Annotated in this window: 12 protein-coding genes and 1 pseudogene; 3 read left to right on the plus strand and 10 right to left on the minus strand. The window is 43.9% G+C overall.

The features are described 5' to 3' along the window. Nucleotides 1-178: 178 nt before the first annotated feature. Entirely contained in the window at nucleotides 179-2,173 is a 1,995-nt protein-coding gene (gene tkt, locus C1H71_RS10590) for a transketolase (protein ID WP_130106523.1), read from the plus strand. A gap of 132 nt (nucleotides 2,174-2,305) precedes the next feature. Here the strand turns inward: tkt and C1H71_RS10595 are convergent, their stop codons facing one another. The 3 genes from C1H71_RS10595 to C1H71_RS10605 all read right to left on the minus strand — a co-directional run bounded on the left by C1H71_RS10595 (nucleotide 2,306) and on the right by C1H71_RS10605 (nucleotide 5,721). After that, a complete protein-coding gene (locus C1H71_RS10595) occupies nucleotides 2,306-2,773 on the minus strand; it encodes a GNAT family N-acetyltransferase (protein WP_130106524.1) in 468 nt (155 codons plus the stop codon). Between the two features lie 138 nt (nucleotides 2,774-2,911). After that, complete coding sequence (locus C1H71_RS10600; protein ID WP_130106525.1) at nucleotides 2,912-5,296, minus strand: bifunctional diguanylate cyclase/phosphodiesterase; 2,385 nt, start codon at nucleotides 5,294-5,296, stop codon at nucleotides 2,912-2,914. Between the two features lie 77 nt (nucleotides 5,297-5,373). Further along, entirely contained in the window at nucleotides 5,374-5,721 is a 348-nt protein-coding gene (locus C1H71_RS10605; protein WP_130106526.1) for a YkgJ family cysteine cluster protein, read from the minus strand. A gap of 381 nt (nucleotides 5,722-6,102) precedes the next feature. Here C1H71_RS10605 and C1H71_RS10610 point away from each other — a divergent pair, with 381 nt between their 5' ends. Continuing rightward, nucleotides 6,103-6,381, plus strand: a complete 279-nt coding sequence (locus tag C1H71_RS10610) for a peptidylprolyl isomerase (RefSeq protein ID WP_046350621.1) — start codon at nucleotides 6,103-6,105, stop codon at nucleotides 6,379-6,381. 87 nt (nucleotides 6,382-6,468) lie between these two features. Here C1H71_RS10610 and C1H71_RS10615 read toward each other — a convergent pair whose 3' ends face one another. Beyond that, complete coding sequence (locus C1H71_RS10615) at nucleotides 6,469-7,017, minus strand: porin (RefSeq protein WP_130106527.1); 549 nt, start codon at nucleotides 7,015-7,017, stop codon at nucleotides 6,469-6,471. A gap of 261 nt (nucleotides 7,018-7,278) precedes the next feature. Further along, a complete protein-coding gene (gene argS, locus C1H71_RS10620) occupies nucleotides 7,279-8,994 on the minus strand; it encodes an arginine--tRNA ligase (protein ID WP_130106528.1) in 1,716 nt (571 codons plus the stop codon). A gap of 343 nt (nucleotides 8,995-9,337) precedes the next feature. Here argS and C1H71_RS10625 point away from each other — a divergent pair, with 343 nt between their 5' ends. Continuing rightward, the gene (locus C1H71_RS10625; RefSeq protein WP_130106529.1) at nucleotides 9,338-10,921 is read left to right on the plus strand and encodes a response regulator; all 1,584 of its coding nucleotides are present in this window, start codon (nucleotides 9,338-9,340) and stop codon (nucleotides 10,919-10,921) included. A 61-nt stretch (nucleotides 10,922-10,982) separates the two neighbouring features. On the opposite strand, the pseudogene C1H71_RS10630 reads toward C1H71_RS10625, so the two are convergent. The 5 genes and pseudogenes from C1H71_RS10630 to C1H71_RS10650 form a co-directional block, all read right to left on the minus strand. After that, nucleotides 10,983-11,645 (minus strand): annotated as a pseudogene (locus tag C1H71_RS10630) (IS5 family transposase). After that, on the minus strand, nucleotides 11,633-11,857 hold the full coding sequence (locus C1H71_RS20660) for a hypothetical protein (RefSeq protein ID WP_188053198.1): 225 nt from the start codon (nucleotides 11,855-11,857) through the stop codon (nucleotides 11,633-11,635). Before C1H71_RS20660 ends, C1H71_RS10630 begins: the two are co-directional and overlap by 13 nt. Before the next feature lie 117 nt (nucleotides 11,858-11,974). After that, on the minus strand, nucleotides 11,975-13,222 hold the full coding sequence (locus C1H71_RS10640; protein ID WP_130106530.1) for an ABC transporter substrate-binding protein: 1,248 nt from the start codon (nucleotides 13,220-13,222) through the stop codon (nucleotides 11,975-11,977). Nucleotides 13,223-13,346: 124 nt separating this feature from the next. Beyond that, complete coding sequence (locus tag C1H71_RS10645; RefSeq protein ID WP_130106531.1) at nucleotides 13,347-13,766, minus strand: PAS domain-containing protein; 420 nt, start codon at nucleotides 13,764-13,766, stop codon at nucleotides 13,347-13,349. Between the two features lie 9 nt (nucleotides 13,767-13,775). After that, complete coding sequence (locus C1H71_RS10650; protein WP_130106532.1) at nucleotides 13,776-15,545, minus strand: CHASE domain-containing protein; 1,770 nt, start codon at nucleotides 15,543-15,545, stop codon at nucleotides 13,776-13,778. Nucleotides 15,546-15,593 lie beyond the last annotated feature (48 nt).

Below are 15,593 nucleotides of genomic sequence, written 5' to 3' on the forward strand. Positions count from 1 at the left end.
TAACACTTTGAGTCAGCTCAACGCTACCCGCGTTATCTCGTGTTAAAAATGATATGGTATTTTGATATTGTTGCGGACACAGTCCCTCAGTGATAATGGGGGCAGCGATTTAGGCTTGGCCCCAGCGGCCGCTAAAAAAACTTGATGATGATTGGCTTAATACACACAAGGAAAAGATATGGCAACGCGTAACGATCTAGCAAATGCAATCCGCGCTTTAGCAATGGATGCAGTTCAGAAGGCTAATTCAGGCCACCCAGGCATGCCGATGGGCATGGCGGAAATTGGCTTGTCGCTGTGGGGCAACCACATGCGCTTTAACCCAGTGAATCCACATTGGGCCGATCGCGACCGTTTTATCTTGTCTAACGGTCACGGCTCAATGTTGCAATACGCCTTGCTGCACCTGACTGGCTACGATGTATCGATGGATGATCTCAAAGCATTCCGTCAGTTCCACTCCAAAACCCCTGGCCACCCAGAGCTGCATTACACCCCTGGTGTAGAAACCACGACCGGCCCGCTGGGCCAAGGTATTACCAATGGTGTAGGTTTTGCGCTGGCAGAAAAACTCCTCGCTCGCGATTTCAACAAGCCGGGTCTGGATATCGTTGATCACTACACCTATGTATTCCTTGGCGATGGTTGCCTGATGGAAGGCATTAGCCATGAAGCATGCGCTTTGGCTGGCACATGGGGCCTCGGTAAGCTGATTGCATTCTGGGACGACAACGGTATCTCGATCGACGGCCATGTAGAAGGCTGGTTTACCGACGATACCCCTAAGCGTTTTGAAGCTTACAACTGGCATGTGATTTCTGTAGACGGCCACGATGTCGATGCGCTCGATGCAGCCATCGTTGCTGCTAAAGCAGTAACCGACAAGCCAACACTGATCTGCTGCAAAACCATTATCGGTAAAGGTTCGCCAAATAAAGCGGCCAGCCACGATTGCCACGGCGCGCCACTTGGCGATGCTGAAATTGCCGCGACTCGCGCCGCCATTGGCTGGAACCACGGCCCGTTTGAAATCCCTGCTGATGTTTACGCAGGCTGGGACAAAAAAGAATCTGGTGCTCGTTTAGAATCCGATTGGGATGTCTTGTTTGCTAAGTACGCAGCAGCCTACCCAGCGGAAGCCGCAGAATTCAAGCGCCGTATGAGTAATGAATTGCCAGCTAATTGGCAAGATGTAGTAAAAGCTGCAGTAAGCGATGCAAATACTAAGGCAGAAACCATCGCCTCACGTAAAGCATCACAAAACGCGCTGAATGCTTTTGCGCCACAAGTGCCGGAACTCTTAGGCGGCTCGGCTGACTTGACTGGCTCTAACCTGACTAACTGGAAAGGCTGCGTTTCACTGAAGCGTGAAGGCAATGAGCTGATCGGCAACCATATCAGCTACGGCGTGCGTGAATTTGGTATGAGCGCCATTATGAATGGTGTGGTGTTGCACGGCGGTTTCCGTCCTTACGGCGCAACCTTCCTGATGTTCTGCGAATACGCGCTGAACGCGCTGCGTATGGCTTCCCTAATGAAGACCAACAACCTCTTCGTTTATACCCACGATTCGATTGGCCTGGGCGAAGATGGCCCAACGCATCAGCCGGTAGAGCAATTGCAAACTCTGCGTTGCATCCCTAACCACCATGTATGGCGTCCATGCGATACCGTAGAATCGATGGTGGCTTGGGCTCATGCGATTGAACAAAAATCAACGCCTTCGTCCTTGATCTTCAGCCGTCAAAACTTAATGTTTATGGCGCGTGATGAAGCCACCATCGCCAATATCAAGAAAGGCGGCTATGTATTAAAAGACGTAGCAAATCCTGCTGTTATCTTGATTGCTACCGGCTCTGAAGTTGAGCTGGCGATAAAAGCCGCTGAAGCCTTGGCGGCAGAGGGCATTGCTGCTCGCGTGGTGTCTATGCCATCGACCAATGTATTTGATGGGCAAGATGCCGCTTACAAAGCCGCAGTATTACCACGCGGTGTGGCACGTTTAGCGATTGAAGCGGGTACTTCAGATTTCTGGCGCAAATATGTTGGCCTAGAAGGTGATGTTGTGGGCATGGATACTTTTGGTGAATCTGCACCGGCGGGCCAATTGTTTAAACACTTTGGCTTTACTGTAGAAAATGTAGTGGCAAAAGCGAAAGTAATTATTGCTTAATTGATTGCCGCATAAAAAACGGGCCAGCTGGCCCGTTTTTTATGCAAAACCATTGTTTTTTTAGGGGGTGAGCAAACAGCGCCTTTATATTTTTAGCAGTAAATATTTTACTCCGTTTTCTGGCGAATTTTTTTATAAATCAATAGAAAATACCTTAAGTACTTTATCCTTAGAATGGATCTCTACAAATTTAAAACCAATACTTGCTAATAAGCTCATTGAGCGCTGATTATTTTTGCTAGTAATGGCTAAGAGCTTAGTTAGACCAAGGGTTTGCTTCGCATAATTGAGCGAAGCTATTACGGCCTCTTTTGCATAGCCAAGGCCTGTGAATTGCGGCAATAATGCATAGCCGAGATCGGCATCTGCTAAATAATCGCGTTTAAAAAAACCACAAATGCCAATCGCTTCGCTTGTTGCGTTTAAACGGATGATATAAGAGCTATAGCCATATTTCTCCTGCATTTTAATGGGGCCAGCCAGTAAAAAATGCTTTGCTTGTTCTAGTGTGCGAATCTCTCGATCACCAATAAGTTGGTGCCAAGTTGGAGTGTTAATGAGTTTTAAATAAAAGGGCGTGTCGTCTACTGTTATAATTATTAAGGCTTAAACGTGATGTGGTGATGATAGGCATGGGCCTCTAGGCGCAAGTTGAGGGTGTTTGATGATATCCCCGTTTTAAAATAAAAATGTATGGTTTGGTACATAATGTAGAGGTGTATTTAGCACTAAAATTATTTAATTGAGCAGTTCGGTATTAATGTTGCCGTTGTTTCCTTTTGTATTGACCTTAATAGGGCTGACTTTTTGATGGGTAAATGCAAATAGCCACATAGATAACTCTGAGGTTGCCATGGGCTTTGCATAAAAATAACCTTGGATATAGTCACCGCCAAGTTGCGCAATACATTGAGCTTGTTCTAGGGTTTCTACCCCCTCACAAACCACTTTCATATTTAAGCCGTGCGCCATTTCAATCACGGCTTTAATCAGTGTTTCTCCTCCTTGGTCTATTCTTTTAACAAAGGCTTTATCTATTTTTAGCGCATCAATTGGGAGCGCGTGCAAACGGGCTAAAGATGAATAGCCTGTGCCAAAATCATCAATATGAAACTTGATTCCTAGTTTGCAACAATCCTGCATCACTTGGCTTAATTCTGATTCATTTTTAGCTAATAAAGATTCCGTTACTTCCAGATTTAGTAAATGTGGAGGGAAATCAGTTTCTAATAAAATGGCATGCAAATCATCTAAAAAATGAGTTTCTAACATCTCTTGCACGCTTATATTCACGGATAGTCGTAAATCTGGAAAAACCCCAAACTCCATTTTTGCCACCATGCAGGATTTTTTTAATACACTTAAAGTGTAACGCCGTATGAGTCTCGCGTTTTCTGCAATAGGTATAAAGCGTTCTGGGCTGATTAAACCAAGTTTGGGATGGAACCAACGCCCTAACACTTCTAATGATTCTAGCGTTGTTCCATCCGTAGAAAGTATGGGTTGAAAAGAAATATCAATTAAATCTTCATCCACGCTAGATCTTAAATCGTCTTCTAATTTTTGATATTCGTCGAGTAAAGATTCCATTGCTTGATCAAAAATAATAACGCGATCACGCCCCGCGTGTTTTGCTTGGTACATTGCAATATCTGCTTTTTTAATTAAATCTTCAGGAAGTAAATTTTGCTTGAAGTCATTATCAAGATAAACAAGGCCGATGCTCGCTGACACGCGTAGTTTTTGTGGCCCAAATTCAACGGGTAAAGAAAGCTGAGCTCGAATACGCTCCGTAATTTGTGCCGCAATGTCTATGTTTAGTGGATTGGTGAGCAGAATGGCAAACTCATCTCCGCCAAGCCGAACAGCACAGTCGCTTTCACGGATCGTTTCTAAAATTCGTTTTGAAAGCACAATAAGTAATTGATCCCCTGCTGGATGACCATGAATATCATTAACCATCTTAAAACCATCTAGATCAATGAATAATAAACAGAGAGAGTTAATGGTTTTTCTGCGTAGTAGACTAAGAGATAATTTTAATTGCTCGTTTAAACGGCTACGATTACCTAGCGAGGTAAGTGGATCATAGAGGGCATCTCTAATTAATTTTTGATGTTGGCTTTCAATTTCGTCCAGTAACTCATTGACTGATAATGCAAGAAAGTCTATCTCATCGATCCCTGCATGCTGTAAACGCCCATCGGATTGAGAGCCCAAACGAATTTTATGTAATTTTTGGCTGTAAAAAGTAATACGTTTGATAATTAAATGTCCTAGCCCAAACATAACTAAAATAAGTGAAATAGCCCAAACGGCAATTAAATTGCAAAGTAGTAGTATGTATGCAAACTGCCCTTCTTTATATAATGGACGGGCACCATTAATATTGATTGTGTATGCATTAGGCCCTTGCGTTAAACGCATTGCTTTGTAGTCTTGGTTGCTAAATGAAATTACTTCGCTCACACCTTGTGGCGGAGTGATTTTGAAAGGTACTTGACTGAGTTTTTGTAGATGAGTAAGTCTATTGGAGTTAATATGCCTGCCCATTACGGTAAGCCCTAGTGGAGGACCGCTGCCATTGCTTTTTACAATGGAAGCAAATGCAATGATATAAGCTTGGTCGTCTAAAAAAAGAATAAATGATCTTGGCTCAATGATCTCCATTTCTTTTTTTAAATTTAATTTTTTTAAAATTGAGCTGGTGTGCTCACTCTCTTGGTTGATGATGGATTGGCCGGAAGGAAGTCCAAGAAAATCACTAAGGATCACAGATAATGCAATTTTGCCATTGGGGTGGATTAAAAAAATAAAATCATTGCCCATATTGCTAACTGCTTCGTACGTGTAATTTGAGGCAATATATTCTTTATTTTCTTTACTCATAAAGGCATATGAGTCATTCCAAATAGAGTAATCCCCAGCAAATTTTTTATGCGAAATTAGCTGTTCATTAATTAGTAAATTAGCTGCGTCTAAATCGCGGTGTATGCTTCTTTTTTCAAATTGAGTAAATTTCTCAGAAAGAATCTGATAAGAAAAATAGGAGCCAAAGCTAACCGTCACCAAAAGAGTGAGCCCTAGCAGTCGTAAGACTCTTATCCGTAGCTTGCTGATCACTAACTAAATCCTTGTGCAGGTTTTATGTCAGCATAGCCCTTATAGAGTGGTTTTGCTTGGCTTCGGCGACTATTTGTCTAAACCAGAACTTGACGTGTTTCTTTGAAAAACTGATGAATTTGCTGCTCAATTTTTTCATCAATCATCATTGCGGGGCGTTTGCCGTGCGGGCAGGGTAAGGCGGGCGTTGTGCCAAAAAGCCTGCAAATCAGCGGGCGCTCCAAATACACCGTACAGCCTTTGTCCGCCAGATGTGGGCAGCTGAGGCTTTCCATTGCCGCTTCGTGCTCTGCTGCAGTTTTGCGTGGTAGGCGTGACATTTCTTCGCTAGAGGTGGTGACCGGCCCGCAGCAATCATGACAGCCTGGAATACATTCAAAAGAAGGGATGCGCTGGCGGAAAAAACGGATTTTCTGGCTATTCATGGCAGAGGGCTGTAATGCTTGAGGGCTGGCTATTCTATGTCAGTTTGTACTTAGGATGTGGCTCGTAAAAATTACCCGAAATGGCTTATTAACGCAAAACTGTCATCCCCGAGTGTATTTATCGGTGATCCAGCAGCGCAGCTGGATTCCCGCCGAAGGCACGCGGGAATGACGACGTTCTGTTGCAGGTAATTAATATGAGGCAAGCTCTTAGGTTTTACTAAAGTGCTGCCGTTGGTCTTTTTACGGCGAATGTGCGGATGTTATTTTGAGGGCTTTACTTGAAATTTGCTGCAAAGGCATCATCTGTGCCGGTATAGTCTATATATTACAGCGTTTTTTAATGATGCCAAAGGGCATCATCTTTTTGGAGTTTTAGAAATGGTACAAGCCACAGCAAGCCACCTTTTAGTAAGCAGCGAAGCCAAGTGTGAAGAATTGAAGCAAGAAATTCTGGCAGGTGCTGATTTTGCGGCCGTGGCTAAGAAGCACTCTAGCTGCCCTTCTTCTGCACAAGGTGGTGATTTGGGCTCGTTTGGCCCAGGCATGATGGTTCCAGAATTCGATAAAGTGGTGTTCTCTGCGCCGCTGAACGAAGTTCAAGGCCCAGTAAAAACACAATTCGGTTATCACCTGCTGATCGTAAATAGCCGCGGCTAATTAACGATTGCTTGTTTTTTGAGCATAAAAAAGCGCATTCCATATTAGAATGCGCTTTTTTTTTGCTAAAAATAAATTAATCTATTTTTAGAAACTGTAGTTTGCACCAACAGTGAATGTTGATAATTTCAAATCTTCAATTTTTGCATATTGATTGTATTCTGCACGCAAGCTAAAGTTTTTATTGAATGCGTATTGAGCGCCAATACCAAATAATGCTTTGGTTTGAGTTTCTTCTTTAGACTTAGAGTAGCCGAAGATGCGAGATTCTGCTTTTGCAGTTGTTTTAATGCTTGCAACACCTAGACGGCCAAATACGCTAAATGCATCGTTGAATGGATACGAAGCTAATACGGATGCTTGTACTGCTTTTGCTTTAATAGATGCACTAGCAATAAAGTAATTTTCTTCAGCTTTACCAAAATCACGGTAACCTAATTCAGCCGCCAGATATGGAGAAAACTTATAACCACCGTTAATACCCCAGGCAGCGTTGTTTTTGTTGAAGTTTTGATCGTTGATATCTGCGGACATGTTACTGCTACCTAAGTCTGCACCAATGTAAAAGCCTTCAGCAAATACTGGTGAAGCAATCAAAGTGGATAAAACTAAGGAAGCAAGAATATTTTTTTTCATTTATTTTTCTACAAAGGAATATTAAAAGAGATAAATCATGATGTAAGTAAAACTACTTATGCAATGGGAATTTCATTACAAACTGGATGCGAATACTAGCATCAACTTTTATCACTAAGCCGTAAATATTTCCGCGTATTGGCGGGAATATTTTTTGTGATGAATTGCTTAATTAGGCTTGCAATATTGCATTGGAATAAATATAAACGCCACTTCATTCTAAAATGGCGTTTATATTTTACGGGCTTAGAAATAGAGATTTTACATCTCTTGCAGCACTTCAATTCCCAATAAATCTAAACCCGTTTGCATGGTTTTTGCGGCGGCTTGGCAAAGGGCTAAACGGCTGCTGCGAATCTCACCTTCGGCTTTAAGCACTGGGCAGGCGTCATAAAAGCGCGAGAAGCGGGTGGCCAGTTGGTAAAGATAGCTACATAAAATATGTGGGCAAGTGTCGTTTGCCGCTTGTTGTAGCGTATCTGGGAACTGTATTAGGGTGAGCGCGAGCGCGTGCTCGGCTGGCTCGATCAGCTCGATTTTGGCATTGGCGTCTACATCACCCGCCTGACGGAAAATGCTGGCGATACGAGTGTAGGCGTATTGCAGATACGGTGCGGTATTGCCTTCAAAGCTAAGCATGCTATTCCAGTCGAACACATAATCACTGGTGCGGTGCTTGGATAGATCCGAGTATTTCACCGCCGCAATGCCTACCGCGTGGGCGATATGGTGGCGGGTGGCTTCGTCCATCGTTGGATTTTTGCTGCTGACCAAATCAAAGGCACGGCTTTCCGCTTCGGAGAGTAAATCCACTAGCTTAATCAGCTCACCACTGCGTGTTTTGAATGGTTTGCCATCGTCGCCCATCATGGTGCCAAAGGCGACGTGTTCTAGGTGAGTGTCGGCTGGCACAAAGCCTGCTTTGCGGGCCACGGTAAACAGCTGCTGAAAGTGCAGGCCCTGACGGGCGTCGACTACATACAAAATACGGCTTGCACCCAGCACGCCAGTGCGATAGCGGGCCGTGGCTAAATCGGATGTGGAATAAAGAAAACCACCACCTTGTTTTTGTACAATAAAGGCGGCTGCATCGCCGTCTTTATTGCGAAACTCTTCAAGGAACACCACTTGCGCGCCCTGGCTCTCGGTGAGTAAACCTTGGGCACGCAGATTATCAATCACGACGGGTAAATCATCGTTATAAGATGATTCGCCTTTTACATCATCGCGGGTCAGCAAGAGGCCTAGTTTTTGGTAAATATCTTCGCAATGCTTCATTGAAATATTCAGGAAGCGTTGCCATAGCGCGCGCACTTGTGCGTCGCCCGATTGCAGCTTCACGACATATTCGCGGGATAAATCAGCAAAAGCAGGGTCTGCATCAAAGCGCACTTTGGCAGCGCGGTAAAAGCCTTCCAAGTCGCCCAGCGCTAATTCCGAATTTTGATTTTCGTTGTCTAGCATATAGGCAGTCAGCATGCCAAATTGCGTGCCCCAATCGCCTACATGGTTTTGGCGGATTACTTTATGGCCCAGATAGCCGTAAATACGAGTTAGCGAATCGCCAATAATGCTGGAGCGCAAATGGCCCACATGCATCTCTTTGGCGAGATTCGGTGAGGAATAATCGATCACAACTGTTTCAGCTAGGGCGACGCCGGTGCCTAATTTTGCATCCGCGTGTTGCTCCGCTAGCGTCTTGGTTAAGTAGTGATTACTTAAAGTGATATTAATAAAGCCAGGGCCAGCAATTTCAAGCTTATCCACGATACCTGCTAGATCAACGCAGGCCACAACTTGCTCCGCGAGCTGGCGTGGATTCATTTTAAGTGCTTTGGCCGCCCCCATAATGCCATTAGCTTGATAATCGCCAAACTCAGGCTTTGATGCCATTTGAATGTTTGGAGTGGCATCTGGTGCGCCAACTTTGGCCAGTGCAGCGGCAAAACGGGATGAGAGTAGGTGGTGAACGGCCATAATGGATACTCGGTGTGAATTTAGCCTCTATTGTAATCGCAATTAGCCGCTGACGATCAGCTACTTAAGCAAAGCTTATTTTGAATACTAAATGCCTATGGGCGTAATAAATACCGAAGGTGCGATGGGCAAATATTCTATTTTTTACTGGATGAGAAAGCTAATCTGCAAGGAATTATTTAGCTAGAAAAGCAATTTATAGGGGGATTTATTTCACAGCAAGGCTTGATATGCGTGATCATGGCTTGGCAATGCTTGTTAAGCCTTCTATTCTTAAATGAAAAATAGGATGTCACTTGCGGGGTGCCGCTGAGAAGCATTTGTTTGGACTAGGAATACATTAATGGCACTAGATCAAAATGAAGATTGGATGCTAGAGGATGACGAGGATGATTCGTTAACCTCAGGGCTAATCGTGCGTCAGCCTTGGAGACTGCTGATTGTAGATGATGAGCCAGATGTGCATCGGGCCACTGTCTTGGCATTAAAAAACATTGTATACAAAGGCCGTGGGTTAGAAATTTTACATGCCTATTCTGGTCAGCAAGGCTTTGAGGTGTTGGCGGAAAATCCAGATATTGCTTTGGCGATACTTGATGTAGTGATGGAAACCGATGATGCGGGCCTGTGTTTAGTTAAACGCATTCGAGATGAGCTGGGTAATCAATTAGTGCGTATCGTGTTGCGTACGGGGCAGCCTGGGCATGCGCCAGAGCAGCAGGTGGTGCTTGAATACGATATTAATGATTACAAAACTAAAACAGAGCTTGTTGCCAATAAAATATTTACCACTGTTATTGCTTCTTTGCGCAGCTTTGAAAGTCTGCATGCCTTAGAAAAAAGTAGTCAAGGTTTAGCAAAAATATTAGAGGGCGCAACCAATCTTTATCAATTGCATTCATTAAAAGAATTTGCCTCTGGTATTTTAAAGCAAATTGGTGCAATTCTAAATTTAGGCGAAGATGGCATGTTATGTGCTCAGTCTAAAAGCGATCTGCACTGTTTAGAGATTCTTGCTGCAACTGGCCCGTTTAGCTTGCTATTAGATGGCGATGTTTTACCTGATGATAGCCATTTATTATTAGCTCTAAATACCGCACTAAAAACAAAAAGTAGCCAATCTCATCATCCCTATGAAATTTTATATATTGCTGGCCGCAATAGTTATGATTTTGTGGTGCATTTTTCTCCGCCTTGGCCATTAGAAATGGTGGACAGAAATCTATTAGATATTTTCTGTGAACGCATCTCTGCTGCAATGGATAATCTTTATCTTTATCAGCAATTACGCCGTTCGCAAGAGGCCACTGTAATGGCTTTAGCCGATTTGGGCGAGTTTCGGGATCAAACCACGGGGGATCATGTATTGCGAGTGCAAAAGCTAACTGATGCAATTGCAGGCCGTTTAAAAACTAAGAATGCTTTTCCAGATGAAATGGATAATGCATTTATGGAAATGGTGGGAATGGCGAGCATTTTGCACGATGTGGGTAAGGTGGGTACGCCAGACCATATCTTATTTAAACCTGGCCGCCTGACTCCAGAAGAGCGCGAGATCATGAATCAGCACGCGCCGATGGGAGCGCAGATTTTAGCTAGAACGGTAGCGTTGGTAGAAGGAACAACGTACTTGTCTTTAGGTGCAGAAATAGCGGCAGGCCATCATGAGCATTTTGATGGTAATGGCTACCCTTTGGGGTCTAAAGAGTACGATATTCCGCTTTCGGCCCGCATTGTTGCTTTAGTGGATGTGTTTGATGCCTTATTGCATAAACGCCCGTATAAAGAGCCTTGGCCTTTAGAAGAGACAATGGCTTATATCCGTGAGCGTTCTGGCACTCAGTTCGATCCACAGGTGGTGGCCGCATTGGATGAAGTAGTCGCGGAAGGCTTGTTGCCTTTGGATTTATTACAAGACCCAACTTGATTTCTACATTCAGGCTGGATGTCTGCAGCACCGCGGCCTCGATCAAGTTCATTTTTGGCAATCATAAAAATGCACATGTCATGGTGGTAGCACTTTCGTAATTTAGTTTTAATTTGTCGTGTCGGAATGCCTCAGTTCGATCATGTTTCAGTCGAGCAAAGGCATTCTCGACCTAATGTCGGTAGCAATACAGTCATCGATCCAGATCAGCCCTCCCTTTGATTGAATGACGTTTTCTGGTAATCACTGACCGCTCACCCTGTGTCTCAATCTGCGGCCTGATGGACTCGCTGTCATCCCCCTTGTTTGCGATGATCACTTCGGCTGAAGGCAATTGGGCGATTAACTGAGGAGCAGCAGTACAAATCGTGGGTTTCGCCGCCAGTTATTTCAAATGCGATTGGTAAACCATAAGCATCCACCACTAAGTGAATTTTGCTGGTATTCACAGCGTGGCTTTGCCGATGGTTTCTGATGATCGCTGGCTGCACCCGCGCTGTGCTGATGAGCCTTTGTATAACTCCCGTTGATGAACACTCACTCGAAGTCAGGATCGACCAGTAAGGCTTTGAAAATATTGAGCCATTTTCCGGCCGCCGACGCGCATGCGGTAGAACATTCCTTCGACGGTAATTCGTGAATCAGGCTTGTTGTAAATGGCATGTTGAAGCAGAGTCTTTTCTAGCTTCGACCAAAGCTCGTTATTGAGCATTAATTGGGATATCGCAAACTCGCAGGGTAAATGGTGTAGGAACCTCCTTTTTGTGGGTTTGCGCCTACTTTTGCATCTTCCCTGCTAGTTTGGTGGCCGGTTTCACTGGTCTTGAAAAAGCCGAGGCGTAAGGTATCGAGTAAGGGTATGGCGCGAAATAGGGAATAGATCAGCATGGCGGGGGCAAGGAACACCACGATATGCCAAGGGAAATGACGTTGCATGACGTGTATCTAAAAAAATGTCGGCAGCGATGCCGCCGCCGACCAAGATTCACAGTCGAGTGTGAAGAGGGAAAACAAAGTCTTGATACTGGCACAACATGCCATGCCCCCACTGTATTATTTCTGTTGTGGTTTGTACCATTTAGCAAAGCCCGCTTGTACTTGGGCGGCGGCTTCTTTTGGTGCGAGTTTGCCGCTCAATACTTGGCTGTTTATACTCCACAGTTGGTTTTCCATTGAAGGCTCACCACGGTTAAGTACTTGCGCGTTCAGGCGAATCGTTGAGCCGCAGCTCTTACGCCATTCCAGCATTTGTTTAGCCACTGGGTCTTTAACCGTGATTAGGTGGTTAGATAGGCTAAAGAAGCCAGTGACCTTATTGGTGTAAAGGTCTGCAAATTCTTGCGAAGCTAACCAAGACAAGAATTTGTAAGCGTCTTCTTTGTTCTTGGATTTGCTGTTTATGCCCATGCCGATATCGGTATGGTCAGAGATCTCGCACTTGTCACCGGCTTTAGCAACAGGGGGTGGGAATGCGCCAAATTCAAAATTGGCTTCTTTATTGAAGTAAGCGATATCCCATGAGCCAGTTGGGTAGATGGCGGCTTTACCCATGGCAAATAGATTTTGGCTGTCTGAATAGGTTTGAGCAGAAGCGTCTTTAGATAGATAAGGCGTCCATTTGCTCATTGCATCCCAAGCGGCTACAAATTGCGGATCCGTAAATTTGGCTTTGCCGGAGATCAGTGCTTTGCGGCCTGCTTCGCCTTTCCAGTAAGGGGCACCCACGCTGGTAAAGACAATTTGATTAGATTCCCACTGATCCGCTGTACCGAGGGCGATAGGGGTGTATTTGCCGCTTTTTTTAATGGCTTCGCTCACCTTTAAGAATTCATCCATAGTTTTGGGCGGGTTAATGCCTAATTCTTTAAAAATCTTTTTGTTGTAGAAGAAGCCATGAATCACTGAAGCCATAGGCATACAAAATGCGTCTTTAGCATTATCGGTTTGCCACGCTACTTTGGCTGAAGCAGGGAAGTTTTCCATGCCAGCCTTGCCGTCTAGCTTATCTAAGCTACCTTTTTTATAATTGGCGAGCGACACATCAAAAGGGCGGCAAGTAATCAGATCACCTGCAGTGCCATTGGCTAGGCGCGTTGTTAGGCTGGAGTCGTATTCGGTAGGGGTGGTTGGGGAAAACTTCACTTGAATTGCTGGGAATTTTTTATTGAAGGCGGGCAGCAAGACCTCTTCCCATAGTGCTTTATCATCCACACGCCAAGATTCAATCGTCAAGATGCCTGCTTGTGCGGTGCCTGCAGCAAGTAATGCGGCCATGATGGCGCTTCGAGCAAATGCATTCATGTAGTGATTCTCCTCAGGGTTGGCCGCAGTAGCTGATCTGTGTAAGCTTTTATCGCGACTAAATCAACAATACCACTCTTAAAAATATGGCACTAAACGCCATCTTCATGGTTTTTTTGTTTAACTATTTGTTATATAACAATAATTTTTTTGTGCCAAATGGAGTGTTACATCTGTTGACGTGGCTTGTTACGAGCATGCGGATGAAAGTCGCCCTAATGTTCGCCTTACTGTTTTTTAAATGCATCGCCGACTCTTGAATGAGCGTAGATTTGCTGTGCGCATTAAATAAGAATACCTCTCTGGGAGGAGGGGGTGTTTCTGTGGCGCTAAGTGCAAGATGGGGCAGTGATACTAATGGGCTGTGTTCTTCTGAAGTAACAACACGATAAATACGATCAATATGCTTGCCTAATACGGTCTTAGGGTGGCAATTAAGGATATGAGCCGCAGCTGGATTCATATATTCAATCTCACCCGTTAATGTTAATGTAATTACGCCATCAGCCATGCTATTTAATATTGAAGCAATTTTCTCTTGCAACGCGATATGTTAATTTTTGTTATGAATCTCTTTACTCACGCCACGATAGCCTAGAAATTCATTTTTTTCATTAAAATAGGCTTGTCCCGAGTTACTGACCATTATTTGGTGTTGATTGATTTTTATGCTGTAAACAAAGTCATTAAAACTTTGCTGTTTATCTAATTGTGCTTTATGTGCTCGCCAGTCTTCTGTAGATAATTGATCATCCCCTATCTCCCAGCTACAGCGGCCAAGCAGTAATGATTGATCAATTGGATGGGCTTTAAAAAAATGAGCAGAAATTTGTGTAAAGCGAAAGTGAGTGTCCTGCTCCCAATGCCAATCAGCAGCTAGTTCAAGTAAATGAGTAAAACGCTCACGGCTATTTTGTAATTCAACTATAAGCTCTTTATGTTGGCTAATATCATGTGCAAACATTGCCGAGCCTTCGTGCTGACCCTCTCGATTATAAAGAGGAAACAGGGTGAGCTCAAAATAGTGCATATCGCCATCCGTATTGCGGTGCTGGCACTCTTGCTGAATGGGGATGGTATTGATTGCAAGCTCAGCAGAGAGTAAAAGTGGCTTGTTTTGGCCTAATAAAATAGGCGCATAATCGGCAAAATAGATCCTCGCAGCTTGATTTGCATAGATAACATTGCCTTGCAGATCACGGCTAACAATCAGATCACGAGATTGTTCTGCTAATTGCGCCATTTGTTGAAAATGTTGTTCATGTTTGAGTAAATCTTGGGTGATCTGCTCGGCCAAATCTAATGCAGATTCATGACTATTACGTTGACGCTGTAGTAAAACAGTAAAAGAAAGGGATAAAATAAAACCTATCAGCCAAATTAAATATTTAAATATATTCTGTTGTGGGAATGCGTTTGGGCTGGCAAATAGGCTGATGCGCCATTGGCGACCAGGGAATTGAATAATTGCGCGAGAACTGAGCTCATTAAACGCTTGGGGCTGTAATTGGCCTATCTTGGGGTAAAGAGTGGTGATTTTTTTTGTGTCAATAAGGCCGGAGGTTGATCCTGTGTCTTGTAATTGTATCCGAACACTTTTATTTAGGTCTTTGCCTAGCCAGGTAATAATGTTTTCTACAGATAAAAAAGCATTAATAGAGCCAATAAATGCTGCCCGCCGCTCTACTCGATTGTTGAGTAGAGTATTAGGCATATAAACAGGTAAATTAATAATAAAGCCCAGTGGGAATTTTTTAGTACCTTCGATGGGGGAGATTATCGATGTAACGGCTCTGCCCTGATCGCGCGAATACTCAATCGCAATTAGATTGAGTGTTTGATTACTGATGTCCAAACCAATTTGATTATGCGTACTTGGGCCATCGGGGTAGAGAAAATCAATAATTTGGTATGCGGGACGAGGGTTGGTGGTTTGTACTGAAAAACTAGGGTTTTCTAATTGGCGGGAGCGGGTATAACTTTTTAAATCGCTAGATTTAACTTCACGAATAAACTGAATAGAAACAAAATTAGGGAAGCGACCTTGAATATTTTGCTGCTTTAAGATTTGTGTAAAGGCTTGATTTGTGAGTTTAGGATTGGCAATAAAGGCGCTTTGTAAACCGCGTAGAATATAGTTTTCTACTTCTAGCTGATATTGAATTCGTTCGGCGTAGCTGATTGCCAGTTGATCTAGCTGAGTTTGCGCATAATGTTTGTGCTGAATACTCAGCCAAATTTGCAAGCCGACCGTAATCACGAGCCCAATTGCGAATGTTCGCAGAGCGACACGATAGTAACGCCAGAGCACTAAGATACTCATTCAGGCGAGTCCTTGCTTTGATGTAAGAGTGACTCTAACTGTGGTTAG

The sequence above is a fragment of the Iodobacter fluviatilis genome (genome assembly GCF_004194535.1).
GTDB classification, from domain to species: domain Bacteria; phylum Pseudomonadota; class Gammaproteobacteria; order Burkholderiales; family Chitinibacteraceae; genus Iodobacter; species Iodobacter fluviatilis_A.